The sequence below is a fragment of the Tannerella sp. genome (genome assembly GCF_030528505.1).
Classification (GTDB): Bacteria; Bacteroidota; Bacteroidia; order Bacteroidales; family Tannerellaceae; genus Tannerella.
In genome coordinates this window covers 1-17,413 of sequence record NZ_JAUMYS010000001.1, presented here as the reverse complement: position 1 = coordinate 17,413, position 17,413 = coordinate 1, and the positions used below count along the sequence as shown (strand labels likewise).

The 17,413-nt window shown below is 49.8% G+C and carries 14 protein-coding genes and 1 tRNA gene; 7 read left to right on the top strand and 8 right to left on the bottom strand.

What is annotated here, in order from left to right:
- The first annotated feature begins 70 nt into the window (after positions 1-70).
- Together Q4A89_RS00075 and Q4A89_RS00070 are read left to right on the top strand one after the other, a co-directional pair.
- Positions 71-3,193, top strand: coding sequence for a SusC/RagA family TonB-linked outer membrane protein (locus tag Q4A89_RS00075; protein WP_303182737.1), 3,123 nt, complete (start codon positions 71-73; stop codon positions 3,191-3,193).
- 14 nt (positions 3,194-3,207) lie between these two features.
- Positions 3,208-4,857: a SusD/RagB family nutrient-binding outer membrane lipoprotein gene (locus tag Q4A89_RS00070; RefSeq protein WP_303182734.1), complete on the top strand. Its 1,650-nt coding sequence runs from the start codon at positions 3,208-3,210 to the stop codon at positions 4,855-4,857.
- 582 nt (positions 4,858-5,439) lie between these two features.
- On the opposite strand, the gene Q4A89_RS00065 is transcribed toward Q4A89_RS00070, so the two are convergent.
- The 4 genes from Q4A89_RS00065 to Q4A89_RS00050 all read right to left on the bottom strand — a co-directional run bounded on the left by Q4A89_RS00065 (position 5,440) and on the right by Q4A89_RS00050 (position 9,640).
- Positions 5,440-5,856 carry a secondary thiamine-phosphate synthase enzyme YjbQ gene (locus Q4A89_RS00065; protein WP_303182732.1) on the bottom strand — a complete coding sequence of 139 codons (417 nt, stop codon included), beginning with the start codon at positions 5,854-5,856 and terminating at the stop codon, positions 5,440-5,442.
- 39 nt (positions 5,857-5,895) lie between these two features.
- Positions 5,896-6,678, bottom strand: coding sequence for a radical SAM protein (locus Q4A89_RS00060; RefSeq protein ID WP_303182730.1), 783 nt, complete (start codon positions 6,676-6,678; stop codon positions 5,896-5,898).
- Positions 6,679-6,748: 70 nt separating this feature from the next.
- On the bottom strand, positions 6,749-8,818 hold the full coding sequence (locus Q4A89_RS00055) for a helix-hairpin-helix domain-containing protein (protein ID WP_303182728.1): 2,070 nt from the start codon (positions 8,816-8,818) through the stop codon (positions 6,749-6,751).
- A 12-nt stretch (positions 8,819-8,830) separates the two neighbouring features.
- Positions 8,831-9,640 (bottom strand): hypothetical protein, encoded by an 810-nt coding sequence (locus Q4A89_RS00050; RefSeq protein WP_303182726.1) that lies wholly within the window; start codon positions 9,638-9,640, stop codon positions 8,831-8,833.
- A 263-nt stretch (positions 9,641-9,903) separates the two neighbouring features.
- Between Q4A89_RS00050 and Q4A89_RS00045 the strand changes: the two genes are divergently transcribed.
- Positions 9,904-10,029 (top strand): LuxR C-terminal-related transcriptional regulator, encoded by a 126-nt coding sequence (locus Q4A89_RS00045; protein WP_303182724.1) that lies wholly within the window; start codon positions 9,904-9,906, stop codon positions 10,027-10,029.
- Between the two features lie 84 nt (positions 10,030-10,113).
- Here Q4A89_RS00045 and Q4A89_RS00040 read toward each other — a convergent pair whose 3' ends face one another.
- The 4 genes from Q4A89_RS00040 to Q4A89_RS00025 all read right to left on the bottom strand — a co-directional run bounded on the left by Q4A89_RS00040 (position 10,114) and on the right by Q4A89_RS00025 (position 13,515).
- On the bottom strand, positions 10,114-10,959 hold the full coding sequence (locus Q4A89_RS00040; protein WP_303182722.1) for a PepSY-like domain-containing protein: 846 nt from the start codon (positions 10,957-10,959) through the stop codon (positions 10,114-10,116).
- Between the two features lie 51 nt (positions 10,960-11,010).
- Positions 11,011-11,442 carry a PepSY-like domain-containing protein gene (locus Q4A89_RS00035; RefSeq protein ID WP_303182720.1) on the bottom strand — a complete coding sequence of 144 codons (432 nt, stop codon included), beginning with the start codon at positions 11,440-11,442 and terminating at the stop codon, positions 11,011-11,013.
- Positions 11,443-11,514: 72 nt separating this feature from the next.
- Complete coding sequence (locus Q4A89_RS00030) at positions 11,515-12,810, bottom strand: cell wall metabolism sensor histidine kinase WalK (protein WP_303182719.1); 1,296 nt, start codon at positions 12,808-12,810, stop codon at positions 11,515-11,517.
- A gap of 24 nt (positions 12,811-12,834) precedes the next feature.
- Positions 12,835-13,515: a response regulator transcription factor gene (locus tag Q4A89_RS00025; protein ID WP_303182717.1), complete on the bottom strand. Its 681-nt coding sequence runs from the start codon at positions 13,513-13,515 to the stop codon at positions 12,835-12,837.
- Between the two features lie 165 nt (positions 13,516-13,680).
- Between Q4A89_RS00025 and Q4A89_RS00020 the strand changes: the two genes are divergently transcribed.
- The 4 genes from Q4A89_RS00020 (at position 13,681) to lysA (ending at position 17,302) form a co-directional block, all read left to right on the top strand.
- Positions 13,681-13,754, top strand: a tRNA-Met gene (locus Q4A89_RS00020).
- 293 nt (positions 13,755-14,047) lie between these two features.
- On the top strand, positions 14,048-14,746 hold the full coding sequence (locus tag Q4A89_RS00015; protein ID WP_303182866.1) for a cell division ATP-binding protein FtsE: 699 nt from the start codon (positions 14,048-14,050) through the stop codon (positions 14,744-14,746).
- Between the two features lie 42 nt (positions 14,747-14,788).
- Positions 14,789-16,120 (top strand): aspartate kinase, encoded by a 1,332-nt coding sequence (locus Q4A89_RS00010; protein ID WP_303182715.1) that lies wholly within the window; start codon positions 14,789-14,791, stop codon positions 16,118-16,120.
- 21 nt (positions 16,121-16,141) lie between these two features.
- Positions 16,142-17,302, top strand: a complete 1,161-nt coding sequence (gene lysA, locus Q4A89_RS00005) for a diaminopimelate decarboxylase (protein WP_303182713.1) — start codon at positions 16,142-16,144, stop codon at positions 17,300-17,302.
- Positions 17,303-17,413: the final 111 nt, after the last annotated feature.

Here is a 17,413-nt window from a genome sequence, read left to right as displayed (position 1 = left end):
TGTCAAAAAACTGATAAATAGTCTGGTTAACAGAAAAGAAACTAAATTACTAATAGCAAAAGAATTGAAAATGAATGTGAATGTAAAAAAGCGATTATCGAGCGTATTACTCCTATCGTGTCTGATGGGGGTTCCTGTTTCGATATTGCATGCGGAAAAGTTTGCTGGAGTAACGGTCGTAACTCAGCAAAAAGAGATCAAGGGAACGGTAAAAGACCGTTCGGGTGAACCGATTATCGGTGCGAATGTGTATGTAAAAGGTACGACGAATGGTGTCGTAACGGGTGTGGATGGCGATTTTTCCATTCAGGTATCCTCGAGCGACATACTAGTTATCTCTTTTATCGGTTTTAAAAATGTTGAAGTTCCGGTAAAAGATCAACTTGTTATACATGTATCGTTAGCTGAAGACTCGGAGTTACTTGATGAGGTCGTTGTAACAGCACTGGGTATTAAGCGCGAAAAGAAAGCATTAGGTTATGCGATGCAGGAGATTAAAACGGAAGGGCTCACGGAGAACCGTTCCGTAAGTGTCGCCAACATGTTGCAAGGCAAAGTGGCGGGAGTACAAATTAATCAATCGGCTACAGGGGTTGGCGGTTCTACCCGTGTAGTTCTTCGCGGTACGACATCGTTGAGTGGAAACAACCAGCCGTTGTGGGTGGTAGACGGAATTCCCATCAGCGATGATGTAAACCAGAAAGCCGATCAGTGGGGAGGTCGTGACGCCGAAGGTGGTGCTTCCGAAATTAATCCGGAAGACATTGAGTCGATCTCGGTTCTCAAAGGTGCGAATGCGGCTGCCATGTACGGTTCACGTGCACAGAACGGTGCTATCATCGTAACGACAAAGAAAGGGCAATCCGGCGATCTGAGAATCGAATACAACGGTAACTTGACCTTCTCTGCTGCTTATGATGCATTCAAGTATCAAAATACATACGGACAAGGTTCGGCCGGAAAATATGATCCGGCAGCGGTGGGAGGCTCATGGGGGCCAAAGATGGAAGGTCAGATGGTCCAGAACTGGCGAAAAACACTTTATGGACAAGCAGATGCCCCGGATTACACACTCGAATCACAAGGCAACTACATCGACAAGTTCTACCGTACGGGCGTGAATTATACGAACTCAATCATTGCGTCCGGAGGTACGGAAAAAATGCAGTCCCGCTTTTCGTTTACCGACTCACGCAATGAAGGCATCACGCCCAATCATTCGCTAAACCGTCAGTATTACGACCTGAGCTCGCAATGGAGCAGCAAGTACATTGACCTGAGCGCCAAAGTAAATTTTATGCGCCAGAAAGCGTTGAACCGGCCACGTCTGGGCGAATATGGGGTGATGCAACAGTTTGTATTTATGCCACGCAATGTCCGGTTACAGGATCTGGAAGATTGCATTATAAATAACAATGTGGCGAACTGGTCGGGTACGAGTACGACGATTTTCAACCCTTACGCATTGGTGATGCCGGAGAATGGGGCAAAAGAACAGCGTAACCGTTTACTCGGAAAGGTACAGGCCGTAGCAAAAATCACGGATTACCTGAGACTGACCGGCCGTGTGGGATTAGACTGGTATAACGACGAATCAACCAGTCAGACATCCTATAATTACACGATTACAGAGACTGGATATCATAAAGGTATGATCAACTATGAAGAGTTTAATGCAGACCTGATCCTCAATTTCGACAAACATTTCGGTGATTTCAGTGTCTTGGCGAACTTCGGTGCCGCAACGACAAGTCGTAAACTCAGCTCACTGAACGGTTCGTCAGGATATTACACGTTGCCCGGGCTGGCTGCTTTGGCCAACGGTAATAATCAGACCACGTCGGAGAATTACTCTAAAAAGCGCGTAAATTCCGTGTTAGGAAATGCTACCGTAGGATACAAGAGCATGGCCTATCTTGATGTGACGGCACGTAACGACTGGTCTTCGACGCTTCCGGCTGATAATCGTTCATACTTCTATCCGTCAGTCAGCCTGTCGGGAATCTTGTCTGAGATGTTCCATCTTCCTGAAGCCGTTTCGTATTGGAAAGTGCGAGGATCGTGGGCACAGGTAGGTAATGATACCGAGCCGTACAAATTGGTAAACACTTATGAACTGAATAAGACGAACGGCAACATCATCAATGCCAATTCTTCTTCTACCTTCCCGCTGTTCGATCTGAAACCCGAGAATACAACATCGTGGGAATTGGGTACCGAACTGCGCATGTTCAATAACCGGTTGGGACTTGATTTGACGTATTATTCGTCGAACACAACCAACCAGATACTCTCCGTTACCATGCCCGGATCGTCGGGGTATACCACGAAACTGATCAATGCCGGTAAGATGACCAGTAAAGGTTGGGAAATTATGTTGACCGGTACACCCGTGCTAACGAAAGATTTCTCATGGGATGTTACGCTGAACTGGGGACAGAATCGTACTGAGTGTGTTGAGCTGGCCGATGGACTGACCCAGTTCGTGATTGGCGAAACACGTATGGGTAAGGTCGTAGCTCGTGAAGGCAGTCGCTACGGCGATATTGTTTCGACTGCGTATAAACGCGATGTAAACGGGAATATCATCGTGAACGAAAAGAGCGGACTACCGCAGAAAGAATCGAATCAGGTACTCGGCAATATGACTCCGGACTGGACGGGCTCATTCGCTTCGTTGCTGACCTGGAGAGGTTTCTCTCTAAATGCCTTGATTGATGTCAATTACGGAGGGAGCTTTCTTTCGGCTACCAGCTCCTATGCCGATTTCTATGGGAATTCCGAACGTGCAGGACAACGTGATAATGTCTCGGCCGATTTCCCGACAGGACATATCATCGTAGACGGAATTAACGAAAACGGAAAAAAGAACACAACGAAGATCGGACTGGAAGAGTACTATCAGGGACTTGGCGGCTCTTACGGGCTGGGTGAAGCGCATCTCTACAGCAAAACCTACGTGAAGGTACGTGAAGTGGCCATCGGTTATACGCTGCCCAAAGCATGGCTTTCGGGATTGCCGGTATCGAGTGTGAAAATCTCGGCCGTAGGACGCGATTTGTTTTATCTTTACAAAAAAGCCCCGATGAATCCGGAGTTTGCATTCTCTCGTGCCGATTATGCACAAGCATTCGAATATGCCGCGATGCCTCCGACGCGCACTTTGGGCTTCTCTCTTAATGTTAAATTTTAATGGTATTTACGATTATGAAACGAATAAAGAATATAATTTTCATTTGCATACTGGCCGGAATGATCGCAGGTTGTACCGGAAACTTCGACAGTATGAATAAAAACCCCTTGGCCGCTACCGAAGTAACGCCTTCCTTGCTGCTGACTAAGATGGAAGAATACGGCTTCAATTGCCGTTCATGGGAGTATCAGGTGGGGAATAACCTATACACCAATGATTATGCGCAATACGTATCCAATACAGCGACCTATTTTGCCACCGCAAATTACGAATGGAAAGATAACTGGGCGAACGACGGTTTCTGGAAATCGTACTATACGTATCTGGCTAAACCTTTAAACGAGACGAAAGCCATGCTGGATCGACATCCCGAATACAGCAATATTTATCAGATGATGCGTATCATTTCGGCAATGGGAGCGGCGCGTACGACCGATATGTTCGGGGATGTGCCTTATTTCAAGGCAGCAACAGGCGAAATCACCCCGAAATATGATTCGCAAAAGGATATCTATTACGATATATTTAAGGAACTGACTGAAGCATCCGGTTTGTTGGCAAGCAATACGAACCAACTGGATCCGGGTGCGAACGATATCATCTATAAAGGTGACGTGAAAAAATGGATCAAGTTGGCCAATGCTTGCCGCCTGCGTTTTGCGATGCGTCTGCGTTACATCGACCCGGAGAAGTCGAAAGCCGAGGCCGAAGCTGCACTGAAAGCTCCCCTGTTTGAAGGGAACCAGGACAATGCCGGAGTAGCACAGGCAAAAACAAACAGTGGACATTCGTTATACACGATTGCTTTTTGGAATGAGTTTCGTGTCAGCAAAACGATGATCGACATGATGCTTTATGAAAGTTCCGTGACCGACCCCCGTATCTCACTGTGGTTCGGCAAGACACAGGCCTGGCTCTATGGGACTAAATTTCAGGATTCGGAAAACAAAATACCTGTGGCCGAGTGGCAGGGCGTTCCCAACGGACGTAACACGTTCGTGAATCAGTATCACTACCTGAATAACTCGTGTGTATGGGGTTCGCGCGGATATCCCGGATGGAACAAATCGGAGGCGGGAACGGTGAAGAGCGGAAGCACGGCTGCCGACTTCAACGGAAAATCACCGACAGTAGTCATCCCCATGATCATCTTTAATTATGCCGAAGTATGTTTCCTCAAAGCCGAAGCGGCCTTGTTCGGCTACAACGGCGCAGGCGATGCGAAAGCGAACTACGAAGCCGGAATCCGAGCCTCGTTTGCCGAAGCGCGCAGCGGTGTTGATGCCGCTTTCTACTCGAAAGATAAAGACGACGAATACATTGCCGGAGGAGAGGTGAAGTGGGGCACGGATAAGGAAGATAATTTCCGTAAGATCATTACACAGAAATGGATCGGTATCTATCCCAATTCTATTGAAGCATGGACAGAATTCCGTCGTACAGGCTATCCGTTGTATGATGGAAAACGTCAAGGGATCCGTCCGATCGAGGTGAATAACAGCACGACCATCCCGCAGGGACAGTTCGTAAAGCGACTACGCTACCTCGACGACGAAATCAAACTCAATCCTCATGCGTCCGAGCCTGCACTCAATAACAAACAGAACTCTGATCCGAAGAGCATGAATGTTCGTGTTTGGTGGGATACAGGACGATATAAATAATACGACGAAGCACAAATAAAAAGGAGGTGTGTCATAATGCAATGTTTGGGCACACCCTCTTTAGGTGTGTAAGAATGGGTAAAAAGCAAGGCGCTAAGGATGAGGGTGAGGGAGCATACTAAGGTATGTGACCGAGCTCTCATTCCGCAAGCAACGAAGCAGTTTGCCCGTTATGACACACCGCCATTTTTTTACGCTGTAATACATCAGAAACCATATTCCGATAGATTCGGGATAGTATTTAGGGTGGTTCGGAACGTATTCAAAGTACTTCGGATATCCATTATGATACGTTCCGAGCCTGATTCTACCCAGTTCGGTAATACCCGATGATACGTTCTGAAGTAGCCACCGACAGGTTCGGGAATACCTGGCGCGTATTTCTGTATTACCCGTCGATACGTTCCAAAACACTCGAGACGACGTTCGGAAACACCCGATAATATGTTCTTGAATACCCGATGACCACTTCGGAAATACCTTTATTACGTTCGGAACGTGATTTTACTACGTTCCGAACGTATCGTTTCTGCTCATAAATGTCCGAGAAAGCAAAACGATCAAGGAAGAGCGAGGGAGGAATCAGTCTCCGATAATTTTTACCAGCACCCGCTTGCGCCGCTTACCGTCGAACTCACCGTAGAAGATCTGCTCCCACGGCCCGAAATCCAGCTTTCCGCCGGTCACGGCCACGACCACCTCGCGACCCATTACCGAACGTTTCAGGTGGGCGTCGGCATTATCCTCGTATCCGTTGTGCCGATACTGGCTATACGGCTTTTCGGGAGCAAGTTTTTCAAGCCACAGCTCCATATCATGATGCAGGCCGCTCTCGTCATCATTGATAAACACACTGGCCGTGATGTGCATCGCATTGCAGAGCAGCAGCCCTTCGCGTATGCCGCTTTCAGCGAGGCATTGCTCGATTTCGGACGTGATATTCACGAACGCCCGGCGTGTCGGTGTCTCAAACCATAATTCTTTTCTGTACGATTTCATCTTCTTTCTATCCGTTTGTTGGTAATATAAAAGCCGATATCAGTAGGATACGGAAACTTCGATTCCCGTTTCTTCGCGTATGCGTTCGGCAATTGCGTCGAGTTCGGCTTTCGGAATCTTTTCGAGGGTACGTACCGGAGTCTCCCGGTCGATCGTATAAATCATCACTTTGTACGGACGGATTTGCTTCAGTGCCTCGATCCATGCCGTCACCTCCTCATCGCCCGTATTGTCGATGGCCACGCCATCGCGATGGCCGCGCAGGAAGATTGTCTGAATGACGAGTCGTCCGTCGAAGCGGCACAACTGACGAATCAGTTTTTCGCAGGTGAAGTCGCGCCGGTCGGGATCGTCGATCTGCCGCATGCGCTCATCGTTGACGGAGTCGAGCTTCATGATGCTCTCGTCGATTTTCAGCAGCGCGCTCATCACGTCTTCTTTGTGCAGCATGGTCGAGTTCGAAAGCACTGCCACTTTGGCCTGCGGACAGAGCGCGTCGCGCACGGCAAGCGTATCGTCGATAATCCCGGCGAACTCCGGGTGCATCGTCGGCTCTCCGTTACCGGAGAACGTGATCACGTCAGGTCGCACGCCTTCTGTAGCCATCTCCTGCAACTTGGCCGTGAGCGCATTCCGCACGTCTTCACGTTTGGGAGCCGGTCTTTTCGCCGGGAAGTCCTCATTCAGCCCGCATTCGCAGTAGATACAGTTGAACGAGCAACGCTTTCCGTCGAGAGGCGACACATTGATCCCCAGCGAGACGCCCAAGCGCCGGCTATGTACCGGGCCATATACGATCTGTTGAAATAATATCGTCGACAAATTTCTTTCTTTTACAGGTTGTACATTGCGCAAATTTCAGCAATAGGAGGCATATACGCAAGTTTTTTCATCAGAATTTCCAGCGGATCATGGCATGAACGTCGGTACGGTTCCGGCCGTCGATCGTTTCGAGTCCCGAGCCGATATGCTCGCCTTCAAAATAATGCGTCCACCCGATTTTGGCAGCGATAACGAAACGGTATCCTACCGAATAACGTAAGACGGTCGACAGGCGCATCCCCTTTCCGTAAAACGAAGTGCTGTGGAAGGCGTAAAGCAGACTCTTTTCGTACGCATAGATACGATTCTGATAATTGTCCGTGCGGAAGCAAGCGATAAACCAATCCGCTTGAATGGGGAGTCTTTGAGGCTTCCACCCGACCGCATTCGAGATCATCCAGCCGTGGCTCGTTGCTTGGGCTTCGGGAGTAAAAAACGAAGCGTCGACGGCTGCTTTCCACGACCATTCGGGAGTCGGATAATACAACATCTGGGCACGCAGGCGATGGTGGCGCGCCGGGAGGATTTTTGTTTCGGGATGCCCATCGGCCGTATGATTCGACTCGCGTCGCCGGTAGCGATAACGTACATAAAAGTCCAGATGTTCGAACTTCGCATAATCGATCTGCAACAGGCAATCGGTACCCGACGAAGGCGCGTCGACCCCGAACTTCATCCACGGGAAACGATAGAAATCCGCGTAGCCTGTTATCTTCCAGAACCCGACGGATGGCGTAAGCTCCCAGCCTATGTACACGCCCTCCTCGTTGCGTATGGCGCTGCTCTGCGAAAACGCATGCGCAAAATAAGCCTGATAATCGGCCGCGTAGCGGCGGTAGAGAATAACTCCCCTAACGGAGGAATTCGGCGTCCATTGCAACGCGTTCAGCGTCGCCCAGGCGCCATTGCGCGACAAGGCCGTTTCGCCGTACCATCTCAATGTATTGAGGCGAAGCATGTAGTCGATACTCGCATTCACGTTCCGGTTTCCGCGAAAAAGATAGCGATTGTAAGGCTTCGCCGGAAGCTCAACCGTATGATGCCCGAAGTCGTACGTAAGCGCCGTCAGTCCGATATGAGAGCCGGATGCGGCATAGCGTATGTTCGTACCGAAGGTTTGCATGGTCACCGTGTGCCGTTTGCCACGTTCGCTTTCCGTGCGATGCAAGCCGTCGGTTTTGAAGGAGGTGATGATGGTGCTATCGGTCGAAGCATCTGTCTTACGGCGTGAATAAAACACGTGGGCTGTCCAGTTTTTCCACACGAAGGAAGCGGCTACACCACGAAAGAAATCGTGCTCGTTCGTCGAGTAATGACGTCTGAAACCGTTGTTGCGGTAGCCGGACGAAGACCATACGGTGCTGCGCGCGGGAATGAAATCATGGCTCAGCACCAATCCCTGACCGAAAGACGCTTTATAGTCACCCGCCGCAAACGTGCTGAACCATTTCTTCATATCGTGCAACAGCAGATGAGCCGAATAGTAGTCATATCCTTTGTGACGGGCATTTCCAAACGGCTCGCCGGCATCTTTCTCCGCAACGAATCCGGCCTGAATACGTTCATCGAACGTATAAGAGTAACGCAACGAATGGTAAAACGGCTCGCCGAGATACACCCGGTTGGGGTAACGCTGCAATACACTGTCGGGCTGCGAGCGGTAGCCTTGCTTCTGCTCCAGCGTGCGACGATACTGGGCAATCCATTGATGCGAACCGTATTTCCAGAGGTTACGGCCATGGATGGCGCGTCGCGGCCGGCCGACCTCGCTGACGTACACGAAAGGCACCATCCATTCGATCGTCCGATAGTCTAACGCCGCGATATTTTTCAGTTCGTAGACGGTCAGCAGCGCACCGTATCTCCGACGATAAGAAAGGATCGCTTCCACCTGTGTATCGGAAAGGAAGGGTAGTCGTCGCAGAGACTCAGCCGTAGCCGTATTCAGATCGATCGGATGTTCGGACAAATAAGACAGTTCGGAGTACAATGATTCAAACCGATCGCCGTCTTCTTCGTCTTCGGCCCACAGCCGAATATATTCCTGCCATCGCTCGTTCGATCGATCATCCTGACTGTTGGCACAGAAACAGGGAATCAGGAGAAAGATCAGTCCAATAATAAGTCCTCGTTGTCCCATAGCCTGTCATATTCAGAACGAGAAAGAAAGTCCGAAACCGGAGCCCGCGCCCAGTACGGGATGATACCAAAAGGCCACATCGGCCGTCAGACCGACGAGCGTATAACTCACACCGGCCGAAGGAAGAAGCGGATGAGTCTTTATTCCGCTACGGATCCGGAAATCAGCGAACGCCTCATATTCCATACCCGCGGAAAAAGAAAACGGCGTCTCTTCACAAGTCTCCGCCCCGACGGTTAGCAGCACCTTCTCTGCCACCCAATAATTCATTCCCAACAAAACGCTTCGCGTCGCGAGATACGTGCCGTTCGTCTCACGATCTCCAAGCGAAACGGACGGGAAATTGATAACCGACAAAGCGATCAGCCAGTCGTCGGACGGATGAAAGGTCGCCCCCACATCGACGGCTATTCGCGCCACATCGCGCTCGAACAACTCCGACTGCAAAAGGACATATTGCAAACTGACACCGAGCGACCAGAGACGACTCAGCCGCCTCGCGACCGAAAAGCGGAACAGGCTCTCGCGGTACGCGTCATAGCCGAACGACGTCAGATGAGTGCCGAAAGGCAGCAACGTATTCGGATAGCACAGTCCGCCGCTAAGCGTACCCAGCTCTTTGATCCCATAACGGTTGAGGTAATCGGCTCGTACTTCGCGTCTCGGCATCAAGGCCAACAACGACGGATTGAGCAATGCCGCGCGGGTGACACCTTGTCCTCCCATGCCGGCGGTACGCGTATCGGACGGACGGAGCCGGTCGGTCGCTTCCGCAAAGCAGCAAGCAGCTCCCAAAACAATGATCAGCATTCCCTTTTTCATGATAAAGCCCGTCTGATAAGAACACCATACACTCTTTTTACAAAAACAATTAAATGATATAAAAGGTTTAGTTCCTTAGGGATTCTTTTTTTAGCGTTCATCATAATTTGATGGTTAATTATTAGTTAGCATTCGACAATCAGCCATCAGCGACTCAACAAACAGACTTCAAATACCCGAAAAAATACCAAAAGCCCCTGTTCGGGCTTACAAGAGACTGAAAAACGCTCTCTCGAAAGAGGTCGTGCAAGGCATCGAGTCGGGTGGCAGGCAAAACGTTTCTGAGCATCGAAACGATTAAGACCTACCACAAGAACCTGATCCAAAAACTGGATGCGAAGAATTCGATGGTACTCGTGAAAATAGCGATGGAAGAAAAATGGATTTGAATCAAAATAAAAAAGAAAGTGTGCTCACGAAGGAATTTCGATTCCGTTCTGAGCACACCGTCTTCTCTATTATTCTTTATAGATTCATCGGATAATCTGTCCTGTAGGGCTTACTCTTACCTTCATTTCCGATTTTCCTCTCTCGATCTCGAGCAGGAAGTAGTTGCCGGCAGGCGTCTCCCAATACTCCGCATCGTCGATCCGGTAGCCCGGATAGGAGGTGGAGATGGCTTTTACGACAAGCTGCGGAAGCGAAGATACACGCACATCTGTTTGGGTATAAAGCCATTTTTCCGAATGATCGAAATACACGTCGCGACGAACATTCCCGTCTACGATCTCAACTTCGATTCTCCCATTCTCATGATCTACTTCTACGATCTTCGCTTTCGGATATTTTTGTGCGATGATCTTGTTTATACCGGTCGTAGGCTGTTGCGGGATATAGTGGATGTAATCATCGCTGTCATCCTGATCATTATCCGTATCTACGACGGTTTTCACCAGTACGCCCGTCGGCGAATAATACAAATCTACTTCTTTGTTGGCCTTTTCTACTTCAATCACATATACCGTTTCCATATTCAGGCGTTCGATCTTATCGACATCTTCGATTCTCCAAGTCGCGTATTCGCTTGATTCGAATGCTTTCTTGACGGCTGCCGGAAGACTTCTGTACGGTATATCCGTCTCGGTCATCTGCCATTGGGCATACTGGTCGAACCATGCAACGGTCGAGGTGTTTTCGTATTTGAAATCGGCTACTTTGTAAGAGCCTTGCGTTTTCCACTCCACGTTTTTGGCTGACGGGTACTTGGCTGCTAAAACAGCTTCTACGTTGTCGGTCTGCGCCAAAGGATGGTCGTCGTTGTTACAACTCTGCATCATAAACATTCCGGCTGCTAAAGCAAATAAAATCTTTGTTTTCATCTTCTTTGTTATTTAAATGTTAAAACTAAACTGAAAAGCTTTGTGTGTCGGTTAATCCAGTCCGATGAAATTTCCTTTCAAATCGAACTTGAGTCCGAGGCCGTTGTTCAGTTTGACTTCATAGTCACGGCTATCCCGATCGATTTTCGTAATACTCTGTGATACGTGCTTCTTGGCTACGTAGTCCAGAATAGCTTTCGGTACAATCGCATCAGGTACTTTCGTATTGCCGCAGTTGATTTCTTTCCATTCTCCATTTTTTTTGAACTCTACTTTACTGCCGTCTACAAATACGACTTCGTAATTCTTATCGAACAGTTCATTTTCCATTTTGGCATAGGAGACTTCTACATTCGTAAAGTGTTGTTTTATGAATTGCTGCGCATTCTTAGGCAGCTCGTTCGTCTGAATCGGTTTATCGTTCCCTGCGTATGCCATGGCCGTTACGGCAACGAAGCATACGAATAAAATCATCTTTTTCATCTTAAAATAATATTCTTTCTTGTTATTAATCCGATGCAAAGATGAGATGCAAATCTGAAATGAATTTGAAATTTACCGGAAAGGGCGATTTTTTTTCGGAAAAGTCAGAATAAATGTATGGAGACCGTTGCGAAAGTCGTATCGTATGGCGATTTGATACATCTTACAGATCGCATCGACGATGGAGAGTCCGAGACCGCTCGAGCCTTTCTTTTTATTCCCTTGATAGAAACGTTCGAAGATTTGCGTACCATCGAGCGGATGGTCGTCGCTTGTATTGCGGATGGATAATTGGCTTTCGGTGATATCGATCATGATCTTGCCGTTTTCCGTATTATGTACGAACGCGTTTTTCAGCAGGTTTGAGACGAGTGCCGAGGCAAGCGCTTCGTGCATGAAGACGTGCAGAGGAGCATGTTCAGATAAGATGACGGAAATATTGCGGTGGGCGTAGATTTCCTCAAAATCCTCCAGCAGCGTTTTGATCTGCTGCTGGATACTGATTCGGGTACTTTCGGGAAACTGCCGGTTATCGATTTTCGAAAGGAACAGCAGCGACTTGTTCAGGCGCGAAGCCTGCCGAATCGTCTGCTGGGTCTTGATGATTTCGCCCAATTGCTCTTCCGTCAGCGGCGAACTGTCGGCCAGTATTTCGAGTCGGTTTTGGCAGATGGCAAGCGGTGTCTGAAGCTCGTGCGAGGCGTTGCCGATAAACTGTTTCTGCAATTCGAATGCCGCTTCGGTACGTTTCGTGTGCCGCGTGACGGCCTCGTTGAGTTGGCGGAATTCCTGTACGTTGGTGTCGTTTTGTAACGGGCGGTTTTTCATGCCGATCATATAAGAATCGAACCAGTCCAGCAGCGTGTACAGCGGCTTCATACTGCGATAGTAAACCCATATATTGATCGCCAGAATCGTCACCAATAATATAATGTAGAGAAGAACGATCCAGTAAAGCACAGCCTCTTTCAAATCGTCCTTATCGATCGTCGGGACAGAGACGGTGAGCAGCAGATAATGGCCGCTTCGGTTTCTAAAGATGGTTTTGAGGGTGCGTGCAGGCTCCGTTTCGTTCTTTTCGGGGATAAAAATCATCTCGTCGAGGTATTCGAGCATCGGGTGGCTGCGGAGGTATTCGTCGTCGATCTCGCTGATATGAAAACTGTTATTCGTGCTGTTATCGTACACGGGTAAGTCTTCGCCCGTCAGCACCCGTTTGATGATCATCTCGGAGAAGTCTTCGAGCGAATCATCCGTTTCGTCATTTACTTCGTTGATGATATTCACGTAAAAATAAACCGCCCATCCCGTCAGTAAGATCGACAGGACGATGGATAGGCGGAGCAGAATACGGTATATCAGTTTCATCGGAACGTGGGAGAAGAAGGCAGATTAGTCATGAACGACCAGCTTGTACCCGAACCCATAGACGGATTTGATTTCGAGGGTCGCCCCTGCATCGTTCAGCTTTTTACGGATGTTTTTCATCTGAGCGTAGACAAAATCGAAATTGTCCACCTGATCGATATGATCGCCCCACACGGCTTCGGCTAAGGTTTCCTTACTGATCAGGTGGTTGGGACGATTGATGAAGTACGACAGAATATTGTATTCCTTTCGTCCGAACATCAGTTCTTGATTACCTACAAATACCTGAAACGTTTGCGGAATAATGCGCACGTTGCCCAGCCCGATCTCCGTATTGCCGTGATGTTGCTTGCGGCGGATCACGCTGCGGATACGTGCGTGCAGTTCGGCCAGATGGAACGGCTTGGCCAGATAGTCGTCGGCGCCGAGTTCAAGTCCTTCGACCTTATCATCAAGTGAATCTTTGGCCGAGATAATGATCACGCTTTCCTGTTTCTTCATCGCCTTGAGCTGTTCGAGTACGTCAAATCCGTTGCCATCGGGCAGCATGATGTCGAGCAGGATGCAATCGTAGTCGTAATCTTCGATTTTAAACAGCGCCGTGCGTACGTTATCGGCTACTTCGGCTACATAACGCTCTTTTTCCAGCGACTTGACGATCAGCTCGCGCAACGACGGATCGTCTTCTATGACAAGTATCTTCATCGGTTCGTTTGTTTGGGGTGCAAAAGAAGTCGCAGATTCTGAAACAGAACTGAAAATGCTTTTTGCCAGCGGTAAAAGTAGGGAAAAAAAACAAGACCCGAAAAAAAACATCGTTCGATTGCGGATAATTGTTTTTTTACTATCTTTGCACCGTTTTTCATCGATGGCGAGATAGCTCAGCTGGTTAGAGCGCATGATTCATAATCATGAGGTCCCCGGTTCAATCCCGGGTCTCGCTACCCTTTCCCCTCCGGCCTGCAGCCATCTATTTTTTCCATTGATCATTTTATTTTTTGCGTAAAATCTTTTTGCCGAGAAAAAGAGTGACGCCGAACAAGGTTTTTCCATGACGGTTTCCGAGCATAACAGAGCGAGGTTTCAAGGATATTTTCGGTCGAAAGATTTCGTTTCCTGCGAGTTTTTATTACCTTTGCCGACTGGCAACAAATCAGATAAGAGAAGGTCGGAACATCTTGCATGCAACACATGGGGAACCATGGCGAAAGATGCGGAAAAAGAGACCGGGGAGCATATGGAACGTAAAACATTAGTCCGCTTGGAAGAGGTGATGTTGTGCATGGAGGAGAATATCGTCTTGCGCAACGCATCGTTGACGCTACACAACGGCGAATTTGTGTATGTCATCGGCAAGGTCGGTTCGGGGAAGAGCAGCCTGCTGAAGGCTTTGTATTGCGAGATTCCCGTCTCGGAGGGCGAAGCGACGATCATGGGATACGACTTGTGCAACATGCGACGTCGCGATATCCCTTATCTGCGTCGCAAGTTGGGCATCGTCTTTCAGGATTTTCAGTTGCTGACGGACCGCTCGGTCTTCAAGAACTTGGAGTTCGTCCTCAAAGTCACGGGCTGGCGCAAAAAACAAGACATCGCCAAGCGCATTCAAGAGGTTTTGGATCAGGTGGGCATTCCGAACAAAGGCTACAAGATGCCTCACGAATTATCGGGCGGAGAGCAGCAGCGCGTGGCGATTGCGCGGGCACTGCTGAACACGCCGGAAATCATTCTGGCCGACGAGCCGACGGGCAACCTCGATCCCGAAACGAGCGGACAGATCGTACAACTCCTGCACGACATCTGCAAACGAGGCACAGCCGTGATGATGACGACCCATAATTACAACATCGTGGAGCGTTTTCCGGCACGTGTCGTCAAATGCGAACAAGCAAGGCTGCACGACGTAACGAATCCGCACGAGCTTCATCATTCGTAAATGAATTACATCAACAAATAACAGCATAAAAACACGACGCAAATGAAGGTTTTAAAATTCGGCGGCACTTCCGTCGGTTCGGCGCAACGGATCAAGGATGTTGCCCGACTAATCTGCGACGGGACTCCCAAGATCGTCGTTCTATCGGCCATGGCGGGTACGACGAACTCATTGGTCGAAATCGCGGATTACCTCTACAAAAAGAATCCCGACGGTGCCAACGAAGTGATCAATATGCTCTCGCTCAAATATGCGGGCGTCATCGACGAACTGTATCGCACCGAGCCGTACAAGCAGAAGGCGCTGGAACTGGTCGCCTCGCACTTCGACGAGATCCGCTCGTTGATCAAAGACTTGTTTACCATGTTCGAGGAGAAGGTGATTCTGGCGCAGGGCGAGCTGATGTCGACCGGGATGATGAGTCTTTACCTCGAAGAGCAGGGCGTGAAGTCCGCCTTGCTTCCGGCGCTCGATTACATGCGCACGGATAAGAACGCAGACCCCGATCCGATTTATATCCGCGAGAAATTGAACGGCTTACTGGAGCAATATCCCGACGTAAATCTGTTCATCACGCAAGGGTACATCTGCCGCAACGCGTATGGCGAGATCGACAACCTGCAACGGGGCGGAAGCGATTACACCGCGTCGCTCGTGGGGGCGGCGATCCATGCCGAAGAAATTCAGATCTGGACCGATATCGACGGGATGCACAACAACGACCCGCGCATGGTGGAACATACGGCGCCGGTGCATCAGTTGCACTTCGACGAGGCCGCCGAGCTGGCGTATTTCGGCGCCAAGATTCTGCATCCTACGTGTATTTTACCGGCCAAGCAGAATAACATTCCCGTGCGACTGCTCAACACGATGCAGCCCGATGCGCCGGGCACGACGATCTCGAACGTGACGGAGAAGGGCAAAATCAAAGCCGTTGCCGCCAAGGATCATATCACGGCGATCAAGATCAAAAGCGGGCGAATGTTGCTGGCCACCGGTTTCATGCGGAAAGTGTTCGAAACGTTCGAGAACCATCGCACGCCCATCGACGTGGTAACGACCTCGGAAGTCGGGGTGTCCGTGACGATCGACAGCACGAAACATCTGGAAGAAATCGTGGACGATCTGAAAAAGTATGGTACCGTGACGGTCGATCAAGACCTTGTCATCGTTTGCGTGGTCGGTGATTTGGAGTGGGACAATGTCGGGTTCGAGGCCCGGATCATCCACGCTCTCAAAGATGTTCCGATCCGGATGATTTCGTACGGAGGAAGCAACTATAACGTGTCGCTCATCATCAAAGCGTCGGATAAGCAACGGGCGTTGCAGGCGCTGAGCGACCATCTGTTTAACGAAAACGCGTCGGAGGTTTAACTTTCGGACAAGCGACGTAACATGATCAAAGGAGTTTTTCCGGTAGCGCGGTTCCGGCAGTGGGACACCCCGTTTTATTATTACGACATGGCTTTGCTGCAGAAGACGCTCGACGCGCTGACGGCAGAGACCGAAAAATACGGCTATCATCAACATTACGCCATCAAGGCTAACGCTAACCCGCGCATCCTGTCGGCGATCGCGGCGCGTGGGTTCGGCGCCGACTGCGTGAGCGGCGGAGAGATCGAGGCCGCGCTGGCCTGCGGTTTTCCGGCATCGAAAATTGTTTTCGCCGGTGTGGGAAAGGCCGATTGGGAGATTCGGCTGGGGCTGGAACACGACATCGCGTGTTTCAACGTCGAGTCGTTGGCCGAACTGCGGATCATCGACGAGCTGGCGGCCGAACGCAAGCAGACGGCGAGGGTCGCGCTGCGTGTCAACCCCGATGTCGATGCCCGTACACATGCCAAAATCACGACCGGTTTGCAGGAGAACAAGTTCGGCATCAACCTGAGTTTGCTGCCCGGCGTCTTCGCCGAGATACGCGCGATGAAGCATGTTCGTTTCACCGGGTTGCATTTTCATATCGGTTCGCAGATCACCGACATGTCGGCGTTTCGCGACGTGTGCATCCGCAGCAACGAGTTGCAGGACGAGCTGGAAGCGCAGGGTATCGTGGTCGACAATGTGAACTTCGGAGGTGGTCTCGGTATCGACTATCATCATCCGAATCATCTCGATGTGCCCGATTTTGAGAGTTATTTCGCGGTGTTTCACAAACTCGTTCGCCGTCGTCCCGGACAACAGATTCATTTCGAGCTGGGACGGTCGGTCGTCGGACAGTGTGGCTCGCTGATTTCGCGGGTGTTGTATGTGAAGGAGGGGGAGGCGAAGAAGTTCGCCGTGCTCGATGCCGGCTTCACCGAGTTGCTGCGCCCGGCTTTTTACGACGCCTACCATCGTATCGAAAATATCACGAGCGACGGGCAGACGGAGCGTTACGACGTCGTCGGGCCGGTTTGCGAATCGTCCGACGTATTCGGCAAAGACGTTGAACTGAACGAAGTGCGTCGTAACGACCTGATCGCGTTCCGTTCGGCGGGAGCGTATGGCGAAGTGATGGCCATGCAGTACAATTGTCGGTCGTTGCCGAAAGCCTTCTTTTCCGACCGTTTGGGTTGAAAATACACATCGGGCGAAGTGTTCGGAAAGTTCCGAAACCTTGTCCGAGTACTTTTTTATACTTTCGGAAAGTTCCGAAACCTTCCCGATGAACTTTTTCGTGCTTTCGGA

Excerpts from the sequence above, each read along its gene's own strand:
- Q4A89_RS00075 (WP_303182737.1), top strand. The coding sequence starts at position 71 with ATGAATGTGAATGTAAAAAAGCGATTATCGAGCGTATTACTCCTATCG.
- Q4A89_RS00070 (WP_303182734.1), top strand. The coding sequence starts at position 3,208 with ATGAAACGAATAAAGAATATAATTTTCATTTGCATACTGGCCGGAATG.
- Q4A89_RS00065 (WP_303182732.1), bottom strand. The coding sequence starts at position 5,856 with ATGAAATCGTACAGAAAAGAATTATGGTTTGAGACACCGACACGCCGG.
- Q4A89_RS00055 (WP_303182728.1), bottom strand. The coding sequence starts at position 8,818 with ATGGGACAACGAGGACTTATTATTGGACTGATCTTTCTCCTGATTCCC.
- Q4A89_RS00050 (WP_303182726.1), bottom strand. The coding sequence starts at position 9,640 with ATGAAAAAGGGAATGCTGATCATTGTTTTGGGAGCTGCTTGCTGCTTT.
- Q4A89_RS00040 (WP_303182722.1), bottom strand. The coding sequence starts at position 10,959 with ATGAAAACAAAGATTTTATTTGCTTTAGCAGCCGGAATGTTTATGATG.
- Q4A89_RS00035 (WP_303182720.1), bottom strand. The coding sequence starts at position 11,442 with ATGAAAAAGATGATTTTATTCGTATGCTTCGTTGCCGTAACGGCCATG.
- Q4A89_RS00030 (WP_303182719.1), bottom strand. The coding sequence starts at position 12,810 with ATGAAACTGATATACCGTATTCTGCTCCGCCTATCCATCGTCCTGTCG.
- Q4A89_RS00025 (WP_303182717.1), bottom strand. The coding sequence starts at position 13,515 with ATGAAGATACTTGTCATAGAAGACGATCCGTCGTTGCGCGAGCTGATC.
- Q4A89_RS00015 (WP_303182866.1), top strand. The coding sequence starts at position 14,048 with ATGGAACGTAAAACATTAGTCCGCTTGGAAGAGGTGATGTTGTGCATG.
- Q4A89_RS00010 (WP_303182715.1), top strand. The coding sequence starts at position 14,789 with ATGAAGGTTTTAAAATTCGGCGGCACTTCCGTCGGTTCGGCGCAACGG.
- lysA (WP_303182713.1), top strand. The coding sequence starts at position 16,142 with ATGATCAAAGGAGTTTTTCCGGTAGCGCGGTTCCGGCAGTGGGACACC.